At 73.9% G+C, this 15012-nt stretch carries 13 protein-coding genes; 1 reads left to right on the top strand and 12 read right to left on the bottom strand.

What is annotated here, in order from left to right; translation table 11 throughout:
• Window positions 1–27: 27 nt before the first annotated feature.
• The 4 genes from ACZ6EM_RS11115 to ACZ6EM_RS11100 all read right to left on the bottom strand — a co-directional run bounded on the left by ACZ6EM_RS11115 (window position 28) and on the right by ACZ6EM_RS11100 (window position 5761).
• Entirely contained in the window at window positions 28–1011 is a 984-nt protein-coding gene (locus ACZ6EM_RS11115) for a trypsin-like serine peptidase (RefSeq protein WP_465772264.1), read from the bottom strand.
• Window positions 1012–1141: 130 nt separating this feature from the next.
• The gene (locus ACZ6EM_RS11110) at window positions 1142–2092 is read right to left on the bottom strand and encodes a carbohydrate kinase family protein (protein WP_401054780.1); all 951 of its coding nucleotides are present in this window, start codon (window positions 2090–2092) and stop codon (window positions 1142–1144) included.
• 81 nt (window positions 2093–2173) lie between these two features.
• Complete coding sequence (locus ACZ6EM_RS11105) at window positions 2174–3814, bottom strand: MFS transporter (RefSeq protein WP_465772263.1); 1641 nt, start codon at window positions 3812–3814, stop codon at window positions 2174–2176.
• 222 nt (window positions 3815–4036) lie between these two features.
• The gene (locus tag ACZ6EM_RS11100; RefSeq protein WP_401044424.1) at window positions 4037–5761 is read right to left on the bottom strand and encodes a DUF885 domain-containing protein; all 1725 of its coding nucleotides are present in this window, start codon (window positions 5759–5761) and stop codon (window positions 4037–4039) included.
• Window positions 5762–5880: 119 nt separating this feature from the next.
• Between ACZ6EM_RS11100 and ACZ6EM_RS11095 the strand changes: the two genes are divergently transcribed.
• Complete coding sequence (locus tag ACZ6EM_RS11095; RefSeq protein ID WP_401044426.1) at window positions 5881–6636, top strand: TetR/AcrR family transcriptional regulator; 756 nt, start codon at window positions 5881–5883, stop codon at window positions 6634–6636.
• 141 nt (window positions 6637–6777) lie between these two features.
• Here the strand turns inward: ACZ6EM_RS11095 and ACZ6EM_RS11090 are convergent, their stop codons facing one another.
• From ACZ6EM_RS11090 to ACZ6EM_RS11055, 8 genes are all read right to left on the bottom strand, one after another.
• Window positions 6778–7629 (bottom strand): fumarylacetoacetate hydrolase family protein, encoded by an 852-nt coding sequence (locus ACZ6EM_RS11090; protein ID WP_465772262.1) that lies wholly within the window; start codon window positions 7627–7629, stop codon window positions 6778–6780.
• Between the two features lie 155 nt (window positions 7630–7784).
• Window positions 7785–8993, bottom strand: a complete 1209-nt coding sequence (locus ACZ6EM_RS11085; protein WP_380538250.1) for a serine/threonine-protein kinase — start codon at window positions 8991–8993, stop codon at window positions 7785–7787.
• A gap of 103 nt (window positions 8994–9096) precedes the next feature.
• A complete protein-coding gene (locus tag ACZ6EM_RS11080) occupies window positions 9097–10086 on the bottom strand; it encodes an ABC transporter substrate-binding protein (RefSeq protein WP_380538252.1) in 990 nt (329 codons plus the stop codon).
• A 44-nt stretch (window positions 10087–10130) separates the two neighbouring features.
• Window positions 10131–10883 carry an amino acid ABC transporter ATP-binding protein gene (locus ACZ6EM_RS11075; protein WP_359900028.1) on the bottom strand — a complete coding sequence of 251 codons (753 nt, stop codon included), beginning with the start codon at window positions 10881–10883 and terminating at the stop codon, window positions 10131–10133.
• Between the two features lie 53 nt (window positions 10884–10936).
• Window positions 10937–11950 (bottom strand): amino acid ABC transporter permease, encoded by a 1014-nt coding sequence (locus tag ACZ6EM_RS11070; protein WP_401044432.1) that lies wholly within the window; start codon window positions 11948–11950, stop codon window positions 10937–10939.
• A 25-nt stretch (window positions 11951–11975) separates the two neighbouring features.
• Window positions 11976–12917, bottom strand: a complete 942-nt coding sequence (locus ACZ6EM_RS11065; RefSeq protein WP_465772261.1) for an ABC transporter substrate-binding protein — start codon at window positions 12915–12917, stop codon at window positions 11976–11978.
• Between the two features lie 11 nt (window positions 12918–12928).
• On the bottom strand, window positions 12929–13438 hold the full coding sequence (locus ACZ6EM_RS11060) for a GNAT family N-acetyltransferase (protein WP_359900006.1): 510 nt from the start codon (window positions 13436–13438) through the stop codon (window positions 12929–12931).
• On the bottom strand, window positions 13435–14631 hold the full coding sequence (locus tag ACZ6EM_RS11055; RefSeq protein ID WP_465772260.1) for an LLM class flavin-dependent oxidoreductase: 1197 nt from the start codon (window positions 14629–14631) through the stop codon (window positions 13435–13437). The genes ACZ6EM_RS11060 and ACZ6EM_RS11055 overlap by 4 nt, the downstream gene beginning before the upstream one ends.
• Window positions 14632–15012: the final 381 nt, after the last annotated feature.

The raw sequence follows: 15012 nt of genomic DNA, 5'->3' as shown, positions 1-15012 counted from the left end.
CCCGGCGCGGAACCGGGCCCGACGGGCTCAGGAGGCGGCCGCCTCCGCCTGGGCGTACAGGTCCGCGATGGTGTGGTCGAAGTAGGCGCTGTAGGAGATGTCGTCGGTGTCGCCGCCCTGCTGATAGCCGCCGATCGCGCCGATCACGTCGCCGGTGGCCGTGTTGATCCAGGGGCCGCCGCTGGTGCCGGACGGGTAGGCCGGGCAGTGCACCACCCGCTGGTAGGCGCTCTGCTGCCCGGTGCTGTTGGTGCACAGCAGGGGCGTCTCGGAGTCGGCGGGGTAGCCGTAGAGCCGGACGGTGGCGTCGAACGGCTCGTCGGCGCCCAGCCGGTTGCCGCCGACCACGTCCTCGACGTTGCGGCCGTTGCTGGGGGCCGTCTCCAGGATCGCGAAGTCCTCGTCCACGTCGCCCTTCCGGGCCCAGCCGGCGGTGGTGTGGATCGCGGTCACCTGCCAGGTGCCGTACGGGGCGGAGCCGTCGCGGTAGCCGGGGGCGAAGGTGACGCCGTCGGTGCTGCTGAGGCAGTGCGCGGCGGTCAGCAGCAGGTTGGCGGTGGCGCTGTGCAACACGCTGGCGGTGCAGAAGTGGTTGCCGGCCGCCAACGCGCCGCCGAACAGCGCACCGACGGTCCCGGCTTCACGGTCGCCGGCCGGGGCCGGGCCGGTGGTGCCGAGGGCGACGTCGGAGGCGGCGGGGGCGGCGGAGGTGGCGGCCGCGGTGGACGGGTCGACCGGCGGCGGGGCGGCGGTCGGGGTCGCGGGCGCGGGCGCGGGCGCGGAGGACGCGGGGGCCGCGACCTGGGTGGCCGCCGCCGGATCGGTGGCCGGGGCGGGCGCGGCGGCGGCACGGGTGCTGCGGGCCGCCTTCCCGGCGGCCGTCGCGTCCGACAGGTCCAGCCCGTGCGTCCCGCTCAGCAGGGCGGCGACCGCCACCGCGGACAGCACGGTGAACAGGGACGGGGCCAGGAGTCTGCGGCGGCGCGACCTCTGGCGGCTGTGCTTGCCCATGCCTGTTTCTCCTGCCGGGGCGATCGGGGGCGGCGTTCGGTCAACGACTATGCCGCCTCAGCCTGGTAGGGGCGTGACCGGCTCCTTGGAGCTCGATGAGAAACCCGCCACCCGGCCGCACCCCCCGGCGTCACGGCCCGGCGAGCACCGCATCCAGTTCGGCGGCTCCGACGAAGGCGGTGTGGGTCCCGGCGGCGGTGCAGGCGAAGGCCCCGGCCACCGTACCGGCCCGGGCGCAGTCCAGCGGCGAACGGCCCTGGAACCAGGCGTACAGGAAGCCCGACACGAAGGCGTCCCCGGCGCCGTTGCTGTCCACCACCGGGCGGCCCGGGTCGACGGCCGGCAGGTGGCGCGGCGCGGGGTCGTCCCGGGTGAGCAGGTGGCAGCCCTCGGCGCCGGCCGTGGCGACGACCACCCGCGCGCGCCCCTCGGCGAGGATCGCGCGCATCACCTCCTCGTGCCGGCCGGGGCAGCCGGCCGCGGAGAGGAAGACCAGGTCGGAGCCGAGCGCGTACGCACGGCGGTACGGGTCGACGCCGTCCCAGTCGTGCAGGTCGGTGGAGGTGGTGCGGCCGAGGCGGTGGAGGTCGCCGTACATGTCCCGGTTGACGCCGGTGATGGACAGGTGGACGTGCCGACTGCGCTCGGCGTACGGCAGGTAGAGGTCGCGCGGCAGCCGCAGGTCGGCGGGGTGGCGGGCGTCGAAGAAGGAGAACCGGCGGCCGGCCGCGTCCACCAGGTTGACCCCGCGCGGGGTGCCGTGCGGGCTCACCAGGTGCGCGAAGTGCAGGCCGTGGCGCGCGTAGTGGGCGCGGATCAGGTCGCCCTGGGCGTCGTCGCCGAGGAAGTCGATGAACGCGGTGCGCAGGCCGAGGTGGTGGGCGCCGAGGGCGACGCCGTTGCCGGTGTGGCCGACGTAGTCCCGCACCGGTTCGACGAGCTGCGAGTCGCCGGGCGGGACTTCCAGCCGCTCGACCCGGACGATGGTGTCCACGCCGGCGCCACCGACGACGAGCAGGTCGAACTCGGGCTGCGCGGCCCCGGACGGCACGTTCTCGGGCGGCACGTTCTCGGACAGCACGGCGGCGCCTCCTTGATCCCTGGACGGTGGCCAGGAGTCAAGCAGGCGCCGGAGGTTGACTGCAAGACCTTGCTGCAAATTTCAATCGATCGACGGCCGCTCCGCTCCGGTCTCCACCCCGGCCTCCGCCCGCCCCTCGCCCGCGGGGCGGACGTTGGCCCTGACATCGGCCGCGGCCGCCGCCCGCAGATCCGTCGGACGACCGTCCCCGGCCGGTACGGCCGCAGCCGGCGCCTCCGCCCCGGAGGCGCCGCCCTCGACGGCGGTGGCCTCACCGGGCGCCGGCCGGTGGTTGATCATCAGCACCGCGACCAGCGCGGCCGCCAGCAGGACGCCCGTCGCCACCCAGGTCGCGACCACGTAGCCGTGCACCGCGCCCTCGGCCCGCACCGCCGGGTCGGAGGCGATCCGGGTGGCCAGGAAGCTCGCGGTGGCACTCGCCGCGATCGTGTTCAGCAGCGCCGTGCCGACCGAGCCGCCCACCTGCTGGGCCGAGTTGATGGTGGCCGAGGCCGCGCCGGTCTCGTTCGGGGCGACCCCGAGGGTGGCCAGGCTCATCGCCGGCATGAACACCAGGCCCATGCCGAAGCCGAGCAGCAGCTCGGCGGGCAGCACCATGCCGGCCCACGCGCTGTCCACCCGCATCTGGGTCAGCCAGGCCATCCCGGCCGCGGCGAGCAGCAGCCCCGGGCCGATCAGGTTCCGGGACGGCACCCTGGTCATCAACCGGGCCGCGACGCCCGTCGAACTCAGCACGATGGCGGCCGTCATGGGCAGGAAGGACAGGCCGGACATGATCGGCGAGAAGTGCTTGATGGCCTGCAGGTAGTAGGTCAGGAACAGGAAGAGGCCGAACATGCCGACCATCGCCAGGCCCACCGAGAGCGCGCCGCCACCGCGGTTGCGGTCGGCGACGATGTGCAGCGGCAGCAGCGGGTGCGCGGTGCGCCGTTCGACCAGCACGAAGGCCGCGAGCAGCGCCACGCCCAGGACCAGCGAGCCGATCACCAGGCCGTCGCCCCAGCCCCGGCTCACGGCCTCGGAGGTGCCGTAGACGATCGCCAGCAGGCCGCCGCAGCCGAGCAGTGCCCCGGGCAGGTCCAGCGGCGTCCGGCGGCCCTTCCCGACGTGGTCGCGCTTCAGCACGTTGAACGCCGCGAAGGCGGTGACGACGGCGATCGGCACGTTGACGAACAGGCACCAGCGCCAGTTCAGGTACTCGGTCAGCAGCCCGCCGGCGATGAAGCCGATCGCGGAGCCTCCGGCGGCGATCGCACCGAAGATGCCGAAGGCCGTACTGCGTTCCCGTGGATCGGAGAAGGTGGTGGAGAGCAGCCCCAGCGCGGAGGGGGCGAGCAGGGCGCCGAACGCCCCCTGCAGGGCACGGGCGCCGAAGAGCATGGCCGGGCCGACCGCCGCGCCGCCGAGGGCGGAGGCGAGGGCGAAGCCCAGCAGACCGACGGTGAAGACGCGCTTGCGGCCGAAGAGGTCGCCCAGCCGGCCGCCGAGCAGCAGCAGACCGCCGAAGGCGAGCGTGTAGGCGGTGATCACCCACTGCCGGTCGGCGTCCGAGATGCCCAGGTCCCGCTGGGCGGACGGCAGTGCGATGTTCACGATGGTGATGTCGAGCACGATCATGAGCTGGGCGGTGGCGATGACGGCCAGCGCCCACCAGCGGCGGCGATCCGCGTCCTCATGACCGGTGACGGTTTGCGAAGTCACTGATCGAGCCTTCCGGAGTGGGGCGGAGAGGTCACGCAGTCGCCTTCCAGCCAAACTCCGCTCCGGACGGATGGCAAGGAAAAACCTCACCAAATCGGACTTGGGGGACAAAAGAACCAGGCCCCCGGGACTCCGGACCGAGTCCCGGGGGCCCGGTTCCCGGCCCCGCGGCCACCGCCGGCGCCGCGCCGTGCCCGACGCGCGCTCGACGGAGCACGGCCGTCAGAGCGCCGAGAGCTCCTCGACCAGGTCGTCCAGGCCCAGCGAGCCCTGCGAGAGCGCCGCCATGTGCCAGGCCTTGAGGTCGAACTCCTCGCCGCGCGCCTCGTGCGCCGCCTTCGCCGCCGCCCGTCCGCGCAGCCAGGCGCGCTCGCCGAGCTTGTAGCCGATCGCCTGGCCGGGCAGGCCCAGGTAGCGGACCAGCTCGCTGTCCAGGAAGTCGGCGGACAGGCCGCAGTACAGGCCGAAGAACTCCCGGGCGTTCTCCGGGGCGACCGGCTCGCCCGGCTTGTACGGGGAGTCCGCCGGGAAGTCCAGGCCCACGTGCATGCCGATGTCGACGATGACCCGCAGCGCGCGCATCATCTGCGCGTTGAGGTAGCCCAGGCGGTGGCCCGGGTCGGTCAGGTAGCCGAGCTCGTCCATCAGGCGCTCGGCGTACAGCGCCCAGCCCTCCAGGTTGGCGCTCACCCCGCCGAGGCTCACCTGGTAGGTGGAGAGCCGGTCGGCGACGTAGTTCCACTGCGCGAGCTGGAGGTGGTGGCCCGGCACGCCCTCGTGGTACCAGGTGGAGACCAGGTCCCAGACCGGGAAGCGGTCCCGGCCGACCAGCGGCAGCCAGGTCCGCCCGGGGCGGCTGAAGTCCAGCGAGGGCGCGGTGTAGTACGGCGCGGCGGCGCTGCCGGCCGGGGCGATCCTCGACTCGACCCGGGTCACCGGCTCGGCCAGGTCGAAGTGGGTGCCCTGGAGGTCCCGGACGGCCTGGTCCATCAGGCCCTGGAGGTACTCCCGGGTGGCCTCGGCGCCCTCGATGGCCGGGCCGTCGGTCTCCAGCCACTGCATCGCCGCCAGCGGGCCCGCGCCCGGCAAGACCTTCTCGGCCTCGACCTCCATCTGCGCCAGCAGGTCGTGGAACTCGCTCCACGCCCAGGCGTAGGCCTCGTCCAGGTCCAGGTCGGCACCGGTCCAGTAGCGCACCCAGCGGACGTAGCGCTCCCGGCCCGCGGTGTCCGGAGCACCGGCCGCGGCCGGGCCGTACACGTCGCGCAGCCAGTCGCGCAGCTCGGCCAGCGCCTCGGCGGCGGCCACCGCGTGCTTCGACAGCTCGGGCCGCAGGGCCTCCGGCGCCCCCTGGACGAACTGGCCGAACCAGGCACCGGGCACCCGCTCGTCGGCCGGCGTGTCCTCGCCCAGCCACTCGGCGAACTGCCCGAGCACCGTGGTCACCTGGCGCGGGCCGGACAGCAGGCCGCGCTCGACGCCCTCGGCCAGCGTCCGCCGGTACTGCTCGAACGCCACCGGGATCCTCGCCATGCGGCGGCCGACCACCTGCCACTCGGCCTCGGTGTCGGTCCCCATCAGGGTGAAGGACTCCCGCAGGTCGTGCACCGGGGAGCCGAGGTTGCGCAGCGAGCGGAAACTCTCCCCGGCCTCGTGGACGGCGAGTTCGGCGGACAGCCGCTCGCGCAGCAGCCGGGCGCAGCGGCGCTCGGCCTCGTCCTCGGCCGCGCCGGCCCGCTCGGCCTCGTCGAGCTTCGCCAGGGTGCGGCGGGCGAGGTCGGCCAGGGCCTCGGGGCCGGCCGGGGAGAGGTCGGGCAGCCGGTCGTCATCGAGGTTGAGGCCGAGGTACACCGCGGTCAGCGGGTCGAGCTCGGCCAGTTCGCGGACGTGGTCGTCGGCGATGCGGCGAGGGGTGGCGCCGTCGGCGGTGATCAGTTCTTCACGCATTCCGACATCATTTCGTGGCGCGGCCGCTTTGCAACCCCTTTGCGAGTGGGGTTCGCCTGCGAAAATCCGTTCGGCGCGACAGGATCGGATCGGCCCGACGCCCATTACGCTTGGCCGCCATGGAAGCCAGCCCCACCTCGGCAGGTCAGGCGCCCGTCCCGGCCGCGTCCGAGCCGCGTCCGCGCCGCACCGGCTACCGACGGCTGCCGGTCCAGCAGCGACGCGAGCAGCTGATCGCGGTCGCCCTGGAGCTGTTCGCCTCCCGGCCACCCGAGGAGGTGAGCCTCGACGACGTCGCCGAGGCCGCCGAGGCCTCCCGCCCACTGGTGTACCGCTACTTCGCGGGCGGCAAGCAGCAGTTGTACGAGGCCGCGCTGCGCACCGCGGCGGACGAGCTGACCAGCCGCTTCGCGGTGCCGCTGCGCGGGACGCCGTCCGAGCAGCTGTCGGCGGTGCTGGACGGCTACTTCGCCTTCGTGGCCGAGCACGACGCGGGCTACTCGGCGCTGCTGCGCGGCGGTTCGGTGGTGGAGACGGCCCGCACCTCGGCGATCGTGGACGACGTCCGGCGGGCGGCGCTGCGGCGCACGCTGCGGCACCTGGGCGTGCGGGAGGCCGGGCCGCGGCTGACGCTGCTGGTGCGCTCGTGGATCGCGGTGGTCGAGGGCGCGTCGCTGAGCTGGCTGGACGAGGGGCGCGCGCTGCCGGTGACGGAGCTGCGCGACTGGCTGGTGGACCAGTTCACCGCGATGGCCGCGGCGACGGCGCTGCACGACCCGCAGACGGCCGAGGTGCTGGCGGGGGTGCTCGCGCTGGAGGGGCCCCGGCCGCAGCGGGCGGAGCGGCTGCGGGCGGTCCTGGGCGGCGCTTCGTAGCTCGCGGTTCCGGGGCCGGACGCCCTCTCCGCTCCAGGGCCGCAGGACTTCAGGGCCGCACGACTTCGCGACCGCGGGTCGCGGCGGCCCTCCCGACCCCCGTGCCAAGGGTCGGGGCGGCCTCGGCCGTCAGAGCGTGCCCTAGGCCTTGCCGAGCACCTGGCGCTGGCGGCCGAGCCCGTCGATCTCGATCTCGACCACGTCGCCCGGGGCGAGGAACGGCGTGCCGGGGCGGCCCAGGGTGACCCCGGCCGGGGTGCCGGTGATGATCACGTCGCCGGGCTCCAGCACCATGAACCGGCTCGCGTAGCGGACCAGTTCGAGCACCGGGAAGACCATCTCCGCGGTGCTGCCGTGCTGCCGCCGCTCGCCGTTGACCCAGAGCCGCAGGGTCAGCGCCTGCGGGTCGGCCACCTCGTCGGCGGTGACCAGCCAGGGCCCGAGCGGGGTGAAGGTCTCCGCCGACTTTCCCTTGTCCCACTGGCCGCCGCGCTCGAACTGGAAGGCCCGCTCGGTGACGTCGTTGGCGATCGTGTAGCCGGCGATCACCCCGGCCGCCTCGGCGTGCGAGTCCAGGTAGCGGGCGGTGCGGCCGATCACGACGGCCAGTTCGGCCTCGTAGTCGGTCTTCTCGCCGCCGCGCGGCACCAGCACCTCGTCGTACGGGCCGACCACGGTGGAGCTCGGCTTGAGGAAGATCACCGGCTCGGCCGGGATCGCGGCCCCGGCCTCGGCCGCGTGGTCGCGGTAGTTGAGCCCGATGCCGACCACCTTGCCCGGCCGGGCCACCGGTGCGCCCACCCGCAGGCCGTCGAGGTCCACCACCGGCAGGAGGCCGGAGGCCGCCTCCCGGGCCAGCGCGGCCGGGTCCAGCCCGGCCAGGAAGGCCCCGTCGAGGTCGCGGGCCCGCCCCGAGAGGTCGTACGCGGTACCGTCCTCGCCCAGGACGACCGGGCGCTCGGCGCCCGCGGGTCCGACGCGCAGGAGCTTCATCGATCCGTCACCAGCCTTTCGTCGCAGCTCACCGGGGCGGCGCGGACGCCGCTCCCGTGTCCGGCAACGAGGTATACCAACGCGTCCGGGTCGCGGACCAGACCGTCCCGATGGGCGAAATCCTCCCGGTTCCCGCCCGGGCCGCGCGGGACGCCTCAGTCGCCCGGCGCGCCGCCGAGCAGCACCCCCAGGCTCAGCGCCCGCGGCCGGCCCGGGCCGAGCCGGGCGGCCTCCCGCTGCCAGTGCGCGAGGTCGCGCCGCGCGTCCGCCCGGGCCTCCGGGGTGGCGCCGGGCACCTGGGCCAGCTCGTCCAGCAGCGCGACGGCGGCGCCCGGGCTGCCGTCCCGGGCCAGCCAGAGGGCCAGGTCGTGGCAGGTGCGCAGGGTGCGCGGGTCGTCCGGTCCGCAGATCCGGGCGAAGTCGGGCACGAGCGCGGTGAGGATCTCGACCGCCTCCGCCGACTCGCCGGCCTCGCCGTGCCGCCAGGCCCGGTCGGCCCGCCGGCGCAGCTGCTCCGGGCTGGGGTCGTCCGGGCGCAGCATCCCGGGCCGGACGACGCGCAGCCGCTCCAGCACCTCGGCGGCTCCGGCGGGCCGCTGCTCGGGCCGCTTGGCGAGCAGTTCGGCGATCAGCGCGCCCAGCGCGGGGTCCTTGCTGCGGACCCGGGACGGGACCTCCTCCAGGTGCCGGTACATGTACTCGGCGGCCGAGGCGGCGCGGAACGGGCGCGCGCCGGTGCAGACCTCGTACAGCATGATGCCGAGCGCGTAGAGGTCGGCCCGGCCGTCCACCACGCCGCCGGACCAGCACTCGGGCGCCAGGTACGGGACGGTGCCGACCACGTTGCCGGTGGAGGTGAGCCGGACGGTCTGGGTGACCAGTCGGGCGATGCCGAAGTCCAGGACCTTGGCCCGCTCCCCGTCCTGCGCGATCATCACGTTCTCGGGCTTGATGTCCCGGTGGACGATCCCCGAGCGGTGCGCGGCGTCCAGCGCCTTGCACACGTGCCGTATCCAGCGCAGCGCCTGCTTGTGGTCCGGCCGGCCGTCCTTGAGCACCTCGGACAGCGCCCGGCCGCGGACCAGCTCCATCACCAGGTACGGGATCTTCCCGGAGCCGGTCTCCGTCCACCCGTAGTCGTACACGGTCACGATGTGCGGATTGTTGAGGCCGCCGGCCGTCCGGGCCTCGCGGACGAACCGGCTGACCGCCTCCCGGTCGGTGGCGTGCTCGGCGAGCAGCACCTTGACCGCGACCTCCCGGTCGATGGTCGTGTCGGTGGCCCGCCAGACCACGCCGAACCCGCCCCTGCCCAGCTTCTGCTCCAGCCGGAAGCGACCGCCGAGCACCTCGCCCTTCTCCATGCCCTCCCCCAACTCGACCGCGCCCGCCCGGCATTCGCCGTCGGGAGGGGGTCACCATAGCGGCGGGCGGGAACGAACGGGTGAACGTCCCCGGGCCGCCCTCCTACGGCTTGGGCCTGGGCAGCCCGGGCGGGTTGATCTCCGAGTTCGGCACGGCCTCGTTGTCCAGGCCCCAGCGCTTGAGCACCTGCCCGTACGTGCCGTTGCGGATCAGTTCGTCGATCGCCCCGTTCAGCGCCTTGACCAGCCCGTTGTCCTTCCGGGTGGTCGCCGCGATCTTGCCGAGGACGTCCGCGCCGCCGCCCGAGTAGGTGCCGACGACCTCGGTCTCGCCGGTCTGCACGGCGTGGAAGGCCAGGCTGGGGTTGGGGCCGGTGTAGACCTCGATCCGGCCGGAGGCGAGCGCCAGGTAGTACTCGGTGCCCTGGAAGTACTTGATGTCGATCGGCTTGAGCCCGTTCCTGACGTTCTCCTCGCTCCAGGAGACCAGCAGCTTCTCCTGGTTGGTGCCGGTGGCGACGCCGACCGCCTTGCCCGCGAGGTCCTTGGGGCCGGTGACCTTCAGGCCGCCGCCCTTCTTCGCCTCGAAGCCCAGGACGTCCAGCCGGTAGGTGGCGAAGTCGTACTTCTCCTTGCGCGCCTCGGTGACGGTGATGTTGGAGACGCCGACGTCGTACTTGCCGCTGTCCAGACCGACGAAGATGTTCTCCCAGGAGACCGGGTTGAACTCGACCTTGAGGCCCAGCACGTTGCCGATCAGGGAGGCGAGGTCCGGCTCGACGCCGATGATCGTCCTGTCGTCGTTGGCGTAGAAGTCCAGCGGCGGGGTGGTGCCGATCGAGTCGACGACGGTCAGCGTCCCCTTCTTCCTGATCTCCTCCGGGACCAGCGCGGCGATCGCGTCGACTTTGGGCGTGGTGACCCGGTTCTGGTCCGGCGAGAGGTTCACCACCGTGCCGTCCGGCGCGGTGCTGCCCCTGGCCGGGGCGAGTTCCGCCGACGCGCCCGTGGCGGAGCCGCCGCAGCCGGCCAGGGCGAGGGCGGCGGCGAGCGCGCCGGCGGCGGTCACGAGGGCGCGACGGGGTAGGGACATGGCGGAACTCCTGCTCGGCGAAGGGGTGTTGGGGGAAGGGAGGGTCAGAGGACCTTGGCCAGGAAGGCCCGGGTGCGCTCGTGCCGCGGCCGGTCCAGGACCTCGGCGGGCGGGCCCTGCTCGACCACCACGCCGCCGTCCATGAAGACCACGGTGTCGGCGACCTCGCGGGCGAAGCCGATCTCGTGGGTGACCACGATCATCGTGGTGCCGCTGCGGGCGAGGTCCTTGATGACGTCCAGCACCTCGCCGACCAGCTCCGGGTCGAGCGCCGAGGTGGGCTCGTCGAACAGCAGCACCTTGGGCTCCAGCGCCAGCGCCCGGGCGATCGCCACCCGCTGCTGCTGCCCGCCGGACAGCTGCCGGGGGTAGGCGGCGGCCTTGTCGGCCAGCCCGACCCGCTCCAGCAGCGCCAGCGCCGCCGCCCTGGCCCCGGCCTTCGGGCGGCGCAGCGCGGCGACCGGCGCCTCGACCAGGTTCTCCAGCACGGTGAGGTGCGGGAACAGGTTGAAGTTCTGGAACACGAAGCCGATGCCGGTGCGCTGGCGCAGCACCTCGCGCTCCTTGAGCTCGTACAGCCGGTCGCCGGAGCGGCGGTAGCCGATCAGCTCGCCGTCGATGGCGACGTGGCCGCGGTCCAGCTTCTCCAGGTGGTTGATCGCCCGCAGCAGGGTGGACTTGCCGGAGCCGGACGGGCCGAGCACCACGGTCACCGAGCCGGCCGGGACGTCCAGGTCGACCCCGCGCAGCACCTCCAGCCGGCCGAAGCTCTTGTGCAGGCCGCGGACCCGCACCATCGGGGCGGCCGGGGCCGGGCCGGGAGGGTTCGGATCGGGCTTCGTCAGCGTGGTCACGACTGTCCTCCGGGGGTACGGGCGGCGGCGGGCCGGGTGCGGTCCGGCAGGCTCCGGGCGAAGGCCCGGACGCGCTGCCACGGGGTGGGCGGCGGGGTGCGCTCGGCGCCGCGGGCGAAGTGGCGCTCGACGTAGTACTGGCCGATCGAGAGGGCGGTGGTCAGCAGCACGTACCAGACGGTGGCGACCATCAGCAGCGGCACCACCCGGCCGGTGCGGCCGTAGACCACCTGGGCCTGGTAGAAGAGTTCGCCGATCGCCATCACGTAGACCACCGAGGTGCCCTTGAGCAGGGAGATCACCTCGTTGGCGGCGGCCGGGAGGATGCCGCGCATCGCCTGCGGCAGCACGATCCGCCAGCCCTGCCGCCAGCGCGGGATGCCGAGCGCGGCGGCGGCCTCCCGCTGGCCGGCGTCCACCGCGATGATGCCGCCGCGGATGATCTCGGCGGCGAACGCGGCCTGGTGCAGCCCCAGGCCGAGCACCGCCGCACCGAGCGCGCTGAGCACCCCGACCGTCTCGACCTCGCCGAAGGTCGGGCCGAACGGGATGCCGATCCCGAACCGCTTGTACAGGTAGGAGAGGTTGAACCAGAACACCAGCTGGACGATCAGCGGGATCGAGCGGAACACCCACACGTAGGCCCAGGCGATGGAGCGCAGGATCGCGCTGCGGGACAGCCGCATCGCGGCCACCGCGGTGCCCAGCACGAAGCCCAGCACCGTGCCGTAGGCGGTGAGTTCGAGGGTCCGTCCGATCGCCCGGAGGATGGTGTCGGCGGTGAAGTAGAGCCGGAACGTGGCCCAGTCCCAGCCGGGGTTGGTGGCCAGGCCGTGGGCGAACTGGGCGAGCACGACCAGCGCGGCGAGCCCGGCGGCCCAGCGCCAGGGGTGGCGGGCGGGGACGGTCCGCAGGCCGGCCAGTGCGTCGAGGTCGGGGGCAGCCGGGGCCTGGGCCGGGGCCGGCCGGGTCCCGGTGGTGACGGTGGTGACGGTGGTGGTGACGGTCATCGGAGGTCTCCTCGGTGGCCGGCGCTCAGGCGTGCTCGGGCGGGCTGATCCGCGATTCCTCGATCGCCGACTCGGCGACCCCCCACTTGCGCAGGATCCGCTCGTACGTCCCGTCCTTGATCAGCTGGTTGACCGCCGCCTGGAGGGCCGGGGCGAGCTTCGAGCCCTTCTTCAGGGCGAAGCCGACGTCGAGGCGGTGGAACTCGTTGAGGAAGCGGGTCCCGGAGGCCTCCTGCGCGGCCTGGTGGCGCAGCCCGTTGATGGTGGACATCTCGATGTCCACCCGGCCCTGCTGGAGGCTGGTCAGCAGGGCGCCGCTCTCGCCGAACGCCTTGACCTCGTACGGCTTCTTCCCGGCGTCGGCGCAGACGTTCTTCCGGCTGTTGAGGGTGGTCTCGAAGGTGGTGCCGGCGCCGGTGCCGATGGTCAGTCCGCACAGCTGGAGCAGGTCGGTGACCGGCTGGACCGCGGTGTTGTCCTTCTTCACCGCGAAGCCCTGGCCGTCGTCGATGTAGGTGACGAAGTCGATGGTCCTCAGCCGGGCCGCGGTGACCCCGAAGTTGCCGGTGCCGACGTCGTACTTCCCGCTGTCCAGGGCGGGCAGGATGGTCTCGAAGGCGGCCTGCTCGCGCTGCACGGTCAGGCCGAGCAGCCTGGCCACCGCGTCGGTGAAGTCCACGTCGATCCCGGCCGGCTTCTTGTCGGCCTGGTCGGTGTAGAACGCGCTGGGCGGCGCGCCGAAGGCCGAGCCGAACTTCAGCGTGCCGGCCCTGCGGACCTCCTCGGGCAGCAGCGCGGCGGCGGACTCCGAGGTCCTGAGGCCGGAGACGAGGTCCTCGGTGGCGGTGGCGGCCGGACCGCCCGCCGCCGCGCCCGCGATCTTCGGGTCCGAACCGCAGGCGGCCAGGACCAGGACCGGCAGCAGGACGGCGGTCGCGAGCAGGCGGCGGACGGTGGTGGTTCTCACGAGGGGGCCTTTCAGGAGGTCGTGGTCAGAACGGGCAGGTGCTTCTCGAAGGGGAGCGGCCCGATGGTCAGGGGGTCGGCGGAGACGTCGAACAGCGGGGTGTAGCCGGCCGCCAGGTAGAGGTTCCTGGCCTCGGGCTGGCGCGGGCCGGTGGTGAGGTGGAAGCGGGTGTAGCCGGCCGCGGCCGCCGTCCGCTCCAGCTCGGCCAGCACCCGGCGGGCCAGGCCCCGGCGCCGGTGCGCGGAGTGCGTCCACATCCGCTTCACCTCGGCGGTGCGGTCGTCGTAGCGCTTGTACGCGCCGCCGGCCACCGGTTCGCCGTCCTCCAGCAGGAGCAGCAGCACGCCGTGCGGCTCGGCGAAGTCCCCGGCCGGGTAGCGGGTCATCTCCTGGTGCGCCTCGGGGCCGTACCGGGTGACGTACTCGTGGGTGAGCTCGCGCAGCAGCGGCTCGACCAGCGGATCGTCGATCGTGACCCGGCGGAACTCCCACCCGTCGGCCGGGCCCGCGCCCGCGCTCACGCCTGCACCGCGATCAGCTGGTGGCGGTCGCGCTCGGCCCGCTCGGCCTTGGCGGCCTTGGCGGCCTTGGCGGCCCTGGCGGCGTCCCGCTTGGCGACCTCCTCGCGGACGATCGGGATGACGTACCGGCCGAAGTCGATCGCGTCGTCCAGCAGGTGGTAGCCGCGCGCGGAGAGGATGTCCACGCCGAGGTCGTAGTAGTCGAGCAGCGCCTGGGCGACCGTCTCCGGGGTGCCGACCAGCGCGTTGGAGTTGCCCGCCCCGCCGGTGGCCGCGGCGGTCGGGGTCCACAGGGCGCGGTCGTAGCGCTCGCCGGCCTCGGCGATCTCGATCAGCCGCTGGGAGCCGACGTTCTCGGGTGCCGCGGTCTCGCGCGTCCCGGCCTCGCGCGTCCCGGTCGCCGGGTTCGTCCCCGCCCGGTCGGTGCCCCGACGGTCCCGGATCGCGGCCACCGTCCGGTGCGCCTTCTCCCAGGCCAGCTCCTCGGTCGGCGCGATGATCGGCCGGAACGCCACCTGGATCCGCGGCACGTCGGTGCGCCCGGCCGCCCGGGCCGCCTCCTTCACCCGCTCGATCTGCTCGGCGGTGCGGGCCAGCGGCTCGCCCCAGAGGCAGTAGACGTCCGCCTCGGCGCCGCCGGCCGCGTAGGCCGCGTCGGAGGAGCCGCCGAAGGAGACCCCCGGGCGCGGCTGCTGCACGGGGAAGACGTCCGAGACGAAGTCGTTGAAGCGGTAGTGCGGGCCCTCGTGGTCGAAGGGCTCCCGGCTGGTCCAGGCCTTCTTGACGATGCCGATGTACTCCCGGGTGCGCTCGTAGCGCTGGTCCTTGGTCAGGAAGTCGCCCTCGCGCTGCTGCTCGTGGTCGTTGCCGCCGGTGATGAAGTGCACGGTCAGCCGGCCGTCGCTGATCCGGTCGAGGGTCGCGAAGGTCTTGGCCGCGAAGGTCGGGTAGGAGACGTTCGGCCGGTGCGCCAGCAGGATCTGGAGGCGCTCCAGGTGCGAGGCGAGGAAGGCCGCCGCGGCCGACGGCTCCGGGGCGCCGGCCCCGTAGGCGAAGAGCACCCGGTCCCAGCCGTGGTCCTCGTGCGCCCGGGCCAGCCGCAGGGTGTAGTCGCGGTCGAAGGCGGCGGTGGTGCGGGCGGTGGTCTCCGAACCGTCTCCGGTGGCGGCGATACCGAGGAATTCGACGGGCATGGCGGAACCTTTCGGGTGGGCGGGACTCCGGTGGACTGCGGGTGGGCAGGGGGTGCCGCCCGGCCGAAGGCGGGGGGCGCCGGAGGCGGCCGCGGCGGGGCGGCCGTCGAACACGTGACGGTGGACGTGCCGGTGAAGAGGGGGGACGGGAGGGAACTGCCGGAGTGCGGGAGGACCGGAGTGCGGAAGGGCCGGAGCGCAGTGCGAAGTCGACGGCGGCAGCGAAGGCCTGACGCGTCGCCGGTCGCCGACGACGGATCCGGGCCGCGACGGGGCGAACCGAGGGAGGGCTCCCCGCCGGGAGATCAGGCCGGACGGACGGCCCGCTGCCGGGTCAGCCGCGACACGCCGCGGACCACACCCGACCGAAGTCGATGTGGT

The organism is Kitasatospora sp. NPDC041917 (genome assembly GCF_055589745.1).
The sequence above is the reverse complement of the archived record's forward strand: the minus strand, read 5'-3'. Positions and strand labels throughout refer to the sequence as shown.

Bases quoted from the DNA above. Each gene is read 5' to 3' on its own strand.
- ACZ6EM_RS11115 (WP_465772264.1), bottom strand. From the start codon at position 1,011: ATGGGCAAGCACAGCCGCCAGAGGTCGCGCCGCCGCAGACTCCTGGCC.
- ACZ6EM_RS11100 (WP_401044424.1), bottom strand. From the start codon at position 5,761: ATGCGTGAAGAACTGATCACCGCCGACGGCGCCACCCCTCGCCGCATC.
- ACZ6EM_RS11095 (WP_401044426.1), top strand. From the start codon at position 5,881: ATGGAAGCCAGCCCCACCTCGGCAGGTCAGGCGCCCGTCCCGGCCGCG.
- ACZ6EM_RS11090 (WP_465772262.1), bottom strand. From the start codon at position 7,629: ATGAAGCTCCTGCGCGTCGGACCCGCGGGCGCCGAGCGCCCGGTCGTC.
- ACZ6EM_RS11085 (WP_380538250.1), bottom strand. From the start codon at position 8,993: ATGGAGAAGGGCGAGGTGCTCGGCGGTCGCTTCCGGCTGGAGCAGAAG.
- ACZ6EM_RS11080 (WP_380538252.1), bottom strand. From the start codon at position 10,086: ATGTCCCTACCCCGTCGCGCCCTCGTGACCGCCGCCGGCGCGCTCGCC.
- ACZ6EM_RS11075 (WP_359900028.1), bottom strand. From the start codon at position 10,883: ATGGTGCGGGTCCGCGGCCTGCACAAGAGCTTCGGCCGGCTGGAGGTG.
- ACZ6EM_RS11070 (WP_401044432.1), bottom strand. From the start codon at position 11,950: ATGACCGTCACCACCACCGTCACCACCGTCACCACCGGGACCCGGCCG.
- ACZ6EM_RS11055 (WP_465772260.1), bottom strand. From the start codon at position 14,631: ATGCCCGTCGAATTCCTCGGTATCGCCGCCACCGGAGACGGTTCGGAG.